The 7,066-nt window shown below is 60.5% G+C and carries 7 protein-coding genes; 5 read left to right on the forward strand and 2 right to left on the reverse strand.

Annotation, left to right across the window (positions count from 1 at the left end; genetic code table 11):
• Window positions 1-29 precede the first annotated feature (29 nt).
• The 5 genes from hemE (at window position 30) to AC6BYQ_RS26810 (ending at window position 3,599) form a co-directional block, all read left to right on the forward strand.
• Window positions 30-1,094: a uroporphyrinogen decarboxylase gene (gene hemE, locus AC6BYQ_RS26790; protein WP_004929877.1), complete on the forward strand. Its 1,065-nt coding sequence runs from the start codon at window positions 30-32 to the stop codon at window positions 1,092-1,094.
• A 9-nt stretch (window positions 1,095-1,103) separates the two neighbouring features.
• A complete protein-coding gene (gene nfi / locus AC6BYQ_RS26795) occupies window positions 1,104-1,790 on the forward strand; it encodes a deoxyribonuclease V (RefSeq protein WP_498057818.1) in 687 nt (228 codons plus the stop codon).
• Between the two features lie 48 nt (window positions 1,791-1,838).
• Entirely contained in the window at window positions 1,839-2,429 is a 591-nt protein-coding gene (locus AC6BYQ_RS26800) for a YjaG family protein (RefSeq protein WP_025160203.1), read from the forward strand.
• A 189-nt stretch (window positions 2,430-2,618) separates the two neighbouring features.
• Complete coding sequence (hupA, locus tag AC6BYQ_RS26805) at window positions 2,619-2,891, forward strand: nucleoid-associated protein HU-alpha (RefSeq protein ID WP_004929874.1); 273 nt, start codon at window positions 2,619-2,621, stop codon at window positions 2,889-2,891.
• A 36-nt stretch (window positions 2,892-2,927) separates the two neighbouring features.
• Window positions 2,928-3,599 carry a DUF1481 domain-containing protein gene (locus AC6BYQ_RS26810; RefSeq protein WP_026036179.1) on the forward strand — a complete coding sequence of 224 codons (672 nt, stop codon included), beginning with the start codon at window positions 2,928-2,930 and terminating at the stop codon, window positions 3,597-3,599.
• Between the two features lie 49 nt (window positions 3,600-3,648).
• Here the strand turns inward: AC6BYQ_RS26810 and purD are convergent, their stop codons facing one another.
• Together purD and purH are read right to left on the reverse strand one after the other, a co-directional pair.
• A complete protein-coding gene (gene purD / locus AC6BYQ_RS26815) occupies window positions 3,649-4,932 on the reverse strand; it encodes a phosphoribosylamine--glycine ligase (RefSeq protein WP_019456427.1) in 1,284 nt (427 codons plus the stop codon).
• A gap of 48 nt (window positions 4,933-4,980) precedes the next feature.
• Complete coding sequence (purH, locus tag AC6BYQ_RS26820; protein ID WP_498057819.1) at window positions 4,981-6,570, reverse strand: bifunctional phosphoribosylaminoimidazolecarboxamide formyltransferase/IMP cyclohydrolase; 1,590 nt, start codon at window positions 6,568-6,570, stop codon at window positions 4,981-4,983.
• Between the last annotated feature and the right edge of the window lie 496 nt (window positions 6,571-7,066).

Raw genomic sequence — 7,066 nt, forward strand, 5'->3', positions numbered from 1 at the left:
GCCGGCAGATTATTAAGGGAGCCCCATAAATGACTGAGTTGAAGAACGATCGTTACCTGCGCGCGCTGTTGCGTCAGCCGGTGGATGTGACCCCCGTATGGATGATGCGCCAGGCCGGTCGTTATTTACCGGAGTACAAGGCAACCCGCGCCCAGGCCGGTGATTTCATGTCGCTGTGCAAGAACGCGGAGCTGGCCTGTGAGGTCACGCTGCAGCCGCTGCGCCGCTATGCGCTGGACGCCGCCATCCTGTTCTCCGACATTCTCACCATTCCTGACGCCATGGGGCTTGGCCTGTACTTTGAAGCCGGCGAAGGTCCGCGTTTCAGCTCACCCGTCACCTGTCGTGCCGACGTCGACAAACTGCCGGTGTTCGATCCGGAAGTGGAGCTGGGCTATGTGATGAACGCGGTGCGCACCATCCGCCGCGAGCTGAAGGGCGAAGTGCCGTTGATCGGCTTTTCCGGCAGCCCGTGGACGCTGGCGACTTACATGGTCGAGGGCGGCAGCAGCAAGGCCTTCACCAAGCTGAAGAAGATGATGTATGCCGAACCGGCGACGCTGCACCTGTTGCTGGACAAGCTGGCGGACAGCGTGATTCTGTACCTCAACGCCCAGATCAAGGCCGGTGCGCAGTCGGTGATGGTGTTCGACACCTGGGGCGGCGTACTGACCGGGCGCGACTACCGCGAGTTCTCTTTGCACTACATGCACAAGATCGTCGATGGTCTGCTGCGTGAAAACGACGGCCGCCGCGTGCCGGTGACGCTGTTCACCAAAGGCGGCGGGCAATGGCTGGAGGCGATGGCCGCCACCGGCTGCGACGCGCTGGGGCTGGACTGGACCACCGACATCGCCGACGCGCGCCGTCGCGTAGGCGACAAAGTGGCGCTGCAGGGCAATATGGATCCGTCGATGCTCTATGCTTCTCCGGCGCGCATCGCGGAAGAAGTGGAGACCATTCTGGCCGGTTTCGGCCACGGCAACGGTCATGTGTTCAACCTGGGCCACGGCATCCATCAGGATGTGCCGCCGGAGCACGCCGGCGCCTTCGTCGAGGCGGTGCACGCGCAGTCGGCGAAATACCACCGCTGAGGATCCGAGGTGACCGATATGCAGGCCCTGCGCGCCGAACAGCTGCGGCGCGCCGCTGAAGTCATTCGCTATGACGATCTGCCGGCCGAACCGCCGACGTTCATCGCCGGCGCCGACGTGGGCTTCGAACAAGAGGGGGCGGTGACGCGCGCCGCCATCGCCATCCTGCGCTATCCGTCGCTGGAACTGGTGGAGTATCAGGTGGCGCGCATCGCCACCGTCATGCCTTATATCCCGGGCTTCCTGTCGTTTCGCGAATACCCGGCGTTGTTGGCCGCCTGGGGGCAGCTGCAGCAGAAACCGGGGCTGATCTTCGTCGATGGGCACGGCATTTCACATCCGCGGCGCCTTGGCGTCGCCAGCCATTTCGGCCTGCTGGTCGATGTGCCGACCATCGGCGTGGCCAAGAAGCGCCTGTGCGGCAAATTTGCCCCGCTGGACGCCGCCGTCGGTGCGTTGGCGCCGCTGGAAGATAAGGGCGAACAGCTGGGCTGGGTGTGGCGCAGCAAGGCGCGCTGCAACCCGCTGTTCATCTCTACCGGGCATCGCGTGGGCGCCGACAGCGCGCTGGCGTGGGTGCAACGCTGTATGGCGGGCTACCGTTTACCGGAGCCGACCCGCTGGGCCGACGCCATCGCATCGCGTCGCCCGGCGTTTCAGCGCTGGTTGCAGCAGCATCCGGAGGTGTCGCGATGAGCGATTTCGGGTACACTGCGCCGCAGATAACGCGTAAGAGAGTAAATCATGCTACGTAACCCGATTCATTTACGCCTGGAACGGCTCGAGGCCTGGCAACATTTGACCTTTATGGCCAGTTTGTGCGAGCGTATGTACCCGAATTACCAGATGTTCTGCAAACAGACCGAGTTCGGCGATCCGGCGGTTTATCGCCGCATTCTGGATTTGGTGTGGGAAACGCTGGTGGTGAAGGATGCCAAGGTCAACTTCGACAGCCAGCTCGAGAAGTTGGAAGAGGCGATTCCGTCGGCGGAAGATTACGATCTTTACGGCGTTTACCCGGCAATTGATGCCTGTATCGCATTAGGGGAACTGATCCATTCGCGGCTCGGCGGGGAGACGCTGGAGCACGCCATCGCCATCAGCGAAACATCGATTCGCACCGTGGCGATGTTGGAAATGACCCAAGCCGGTAAGGAAATGACCGACGAAGAGTTGGAAAGTTTGCCGGCGGTAGAGGAAGAATGGGACATTCAATGGGAAATTTTCCGCCTGTTGGACGCCTGTGAAGAGCGCGATATAGACCTGATCAAGGGGCTGCGATCCGACCTGCGAGAGGCCGGTGTCAGCAACATCGGGATAAATTTAGCGCAATAAGGCAACAAAACGTGATTTAACGCCTGATTTGTCATGCCTTAAGGCTTCACATCCGCACCCTGTCTGGTCTACATTTGGGGGGCGTAAAAAAAGTGGCTATCGGTGCGTGTATGCAGGAGAGTGCTGTCAATCGGCATATCCGTCGCACTCGATGCTTTGCAAACGATAAACACACTGTAAGGATAACTTATGAACAAGACTCAACTGATTGATGTAATCGCGGACAAGGCTGACCTTTCCAAAGCACAAGCTAAACTGGCTCTGGAATCCACCCTGGCTGCTATTACTGAGTCTCTGAAAGAAGGTGATGCAGTACAATTGGTTGGCTTCGGTACTTTCAAAGTAAACCATCGTAGCGAGCGCACTGGCCGCAACCCGCAGACTGGCAAAGAAATCAAAATCGCAGCAGCCAACGTGCCTGCGTTCGTTTCTGGCAAAGCACTGAAAGACGCTGTTAAATAAGACCGCGCCTCGGTGAAAAGTTTAAACAGGGGGGCGATGATGCCCCTTTTGTTTACTCGTCGGGCGTTCATGGCCGCCGGCATTGCCCTTGGTCTGAGCGCCTGCAGTTTCCATTCCGATATCCCCAGCTTTACCGCCAGCGGCTTCGTGGCCGATCAGGGCGTGATACGCCTGTGGCGTAAAGACGATGAGCAACACCGCCCACAGGTGCTGGTCAGCGTCTATAGCCCTTACCGAGGGCCGGGCACCATCACCACGCTGTACACCTATCAGGGCGACGTGCTGCGCCAAATCAAACGCAACGACGCTGACGGCGATCGAGATTCCATTCAGCTGCGCTTTGCCGACGACGGCACGGTGAGCTTTATGCAGCGCCAGTTGGCGACGCGCCGCGAACCGCTGACCAGCGATGAAATCGCCCTGTACCAATATCAGGCGCGGCGTATCCTCGAAGTGAGCAATGCGCTGCGCGCCGGCAAGGTCAAATTGCTGCAGGGGCGTTGGATGCAGGGCCAGGTGCAAACCTGCGACGGCCAGCGCTTAAAACCTGGGCTGGATGCCGCCGCCATCGTCTGGATCGAGAAGCGCGCTCGCAGCAGCAGCCGGCCGGTGAGCGTCGCCTGGCTGGAAGCGCCGGAAGGCAGCGAGCTGCTGCTGGTGGCTAACGACGACTTCTGCAGCTGGGAACCGAAAGAAGACCAGCTATAAAAAAGGCCCCGCGCTGCGGAGCCTCTTGTCATGACCGTGAAAGGTCAAATCATTTGCCGCGCGCGATCGCGCGATAACCGATATCTTTGCGGCAGAAGCTGCCCGGCCAGTGGATGCCTTCCGCCAGCTGATAGGCGCGTTGCTGCGCCTGCGCCACGGTGTCGCCCAATGCGGTGACGCACAGCACGCGACCGCCGCTGGTGACGACGTCATCGCCCTGCAGGCGCGTACCGGCGTGGAAGACCTTACCCTCGGCGCTTTCCTGTTGCGGCAGCCCCTGGATAACCTCGCCGTTGCGGTAGTCGCCCGGATAACCGCCGGCCGCCAGCACCACGCCGAGCGCAGGACGCTCGTCCCAGTCAGAAGTTTTCTCGTTCAGGCGGCCTTCGGCGCCCGCCAGGCACAGCTCCACCAGATCGGAACGCAGGCGCAGCATGATCGGTTGGGTTTCCGGATCGCCAAAACGACAGTTGAATTCGATCACCTTCGGCTGACCGTCGGCGGAGATCATCAGGCCGGCGTACAGGAAGCCGACGTAGGTGTTGCCTTCCGCCGCCATGCCACGCACCGTCGGCCAGATCACCTGATCCATGGCGCGCTGGTGGATTTCGTCGGTCACTACCGGTGCCGGAGAATAGGCGCCCATACCGCCGGTGTTCGGGCCGGTGTCGCCGTCGCCGACGCGCTTGTGGTCCTGGCTGGTGGCCATCGGCACCACGTTCTCGCCGTCGACCATCACGATGAAGCTGGCTTCTTCGCCGTCGAGGAACTCTTCCACGACGATGCGATGGCCGGCGTCGCCGAAGGCATTGCCGGCCAACATGTCGCGCACCGCTTCTTCCGCTTCCTGCAGCGTCATCGCGACGATCACGCCCTTACCGGCCGCCAGGCCATCGGCCTTGATGACGATCGGCGCGCCTTTGCGGCGCACGTAGGCCAGCGCCGGCTCCACCTCGGTGAAGTTTTCATATTCGGCGGTCGGGATGCGGTGGCGCGCCAGGAAATCCTTGGTGAAGGCTTTGGAGCCTTCGAGCTGTGCGGCGGCCTGTGACGGGCCGAAAATTTTCAGACCGGCGGCCTGGAAGGCGTCGACCACGCCGATCACCAGCGGCGCTTCCGGCCCGACGATGGTCAGACCGATGTCATGGCTCTGGGCGAAAGCGACCAGGGCGGGGATGTCGGTGGCGGCGATCGCCACGTTTTCCAGATTGGCTTCCAGCGCGGTGCCGGCATTGCCCGGCGCAACATAAACTTTATCCGCCAGCGGAGACTGGGCGGCTTTCCAGGCCAGCGCGTGCTCGCGCCCGCCGTTGCCGATAATCAAAATGTTCATCAGGGGCTCCACGAATGGCGTGCGCCGGAGCGCACGCGGCAAAAGGAATTAATGGCGGAAGTGACGCATGTCGGTGAAGATCATCGCAATGCCGTGTTCGTTGGCGGCGGCGATCACTTCGTCGTCGCGGATCGAACCGCCCGGCTGGATCACGCAGGTGATGCCAACCGCCGCTGCGGCGTCGATGCCGTCGCGGAACGGGAAGAAGGCGTCGGAGGCCATGGCGGAGCCTTTTACTTCCAGCCCTTCGTCGCCCGCTTTGATGCCGGCGATCTTGGCGGAGTAAACGCGGCTCATCTGGCCGGCGCCTATGCCGATGGTCATATTGTCACGCGCATACACGATAGCGTTGGATTTCACGAACTTGGCCACTTTCCAGCAGAACAGCGCGTCACGCAGTTCCTGTTCGGTCGGCTGGCGCTCTGATACCACGCGCAGATCGCCGGCGGTCACCATGCCCAGATCGCGATCCTGCACCAGCAGCCCGCCGTTGACGCGTTTGAAGTCCAGCCCAGCCACGCGTTGCTGCCACTGGCCGCAGGCCAGCACGCGCACGTTCTGTTTGGCGGCCAGCAGGGAGCGCGCTTCCTGGGTGACGTTTGGCGCAATGATCACTTCCACGAACTGGCGGCTGATGATCGCCTGTGCGGTGGCGGCGTCCAGTTCGCGGTTAAAGGCGATGATGCCGCCGAAGGCGGAGGTCGGGTCGGTTTGGTAAGCACGCTCGTAGGCGGCCAGGATGTCGTCGCCGATCGCCACGCCGCAAGGGTTGGCGTGCTTGACGATCACGCAGGCCGGTTCGGCGAACTCTTTCACGCATTCCAGCGCGGCGTCGGTATCGGCGATGTTGTTATAGGACAGCGCTTTGCCTTGCAGCTGTTCGGCGGTCGCGACGGACGCTTCCTTTACCTCTTCCTCTATATAGAAGGCGGCCTGCTGGTGGCTGTTCTCACCGTAGCGCATATCCTGCTTCTTAATGTAGTTGAGGTTCAGGGTGCGCGGGAAGCGGCCGGACGGCTGCTCGGTCTCGCCGTGGTACGCCGGCACCAGCGCGCCGAAGTAGTTGGCGATCATGCTGTCGTAGGCGGCGGTGTGTTCGAAAGCTTTGATGGCGAGATCGAAACGGGTGGCATAGCGCAGCGAACCGTCGTTGTTGTCCATCTCGGTAATGATGGCGGCGTAGTCGCTGCTCTTCACTACGATGGCGACGTCTTTATGGTTCTTGGCGGCGGAGCGCACCATGGTCGGGCCGCCGATATCGATATTCTCGACCGCATCCTCCAGCGAGCAATCCGGGCGCGCCACGGTTTGGGCGAACGGGTACAGATTGACGACCACCATGTCGATAGGCTTGATGTCATGCTGATTCATGACGGCATCGTCCTGGCCGCGGCGGCCGAGAATGCCGCCGTGGACTTTCGGATGCAGGGTTTTGACTCGTCCGTCCATCATTTCCGGGAAACCGGTGTAGTCGGAAACTTCGGTAACGGGCAGACCGGCGTCTGCCAGCAGACGGGCGGTGCCGCCAGTGGAGAGCAGTTCAACGCCGCGCTGGGAAAGCGCTTCGGCGAATTCAACGATACCGGTTTTGTCAGACACGCTGAGCAGGGCCCGGCGGATTGGACGAGGTTGTTGCATGGTTTTATCCCTTGGCTTTGAGTCGCAATTAAAGAGCGTTACGTGAATGTCCACCTCGTTCTCTCTATAAAGCGCGGTTTTTTGCCTTATAAAGGGAGGGACAGGCACAAATTCAGGTAACGCCCCCATAAAAGGGGGATCGTTTCGTCGCGGGGAATTGTAGCGAAAACGTTTGCGTGGCGCTCGTAAATTTTCCGTACAAATCGCATCTGTGGATAACACTGTGTGCAAGTGGGTATAAGGCGGGGTTTTGCTGTGGAATGCAGCGAACGATCGTTTTTGCTGAAAATACCTGTTGCGGCCTGCGAGGAACTCCCTATAATGCGCCTCCATCGACACGGAACATGTGAACAACTTCACAGAGTATCCGGGGGTCGCAGAGAAAAAACCCTGAAAATTAGGGTTGACTCTGAAAGAGGAAAGCGTAATATACGCCACCTCGAGTTAGCAAGCGAAAGCGCCTAACTCACTGCTCTTTAACAATTTATCAGACAAT

Source organism: Serratia sp. LTN-2 (assembly GCF_059740205.1).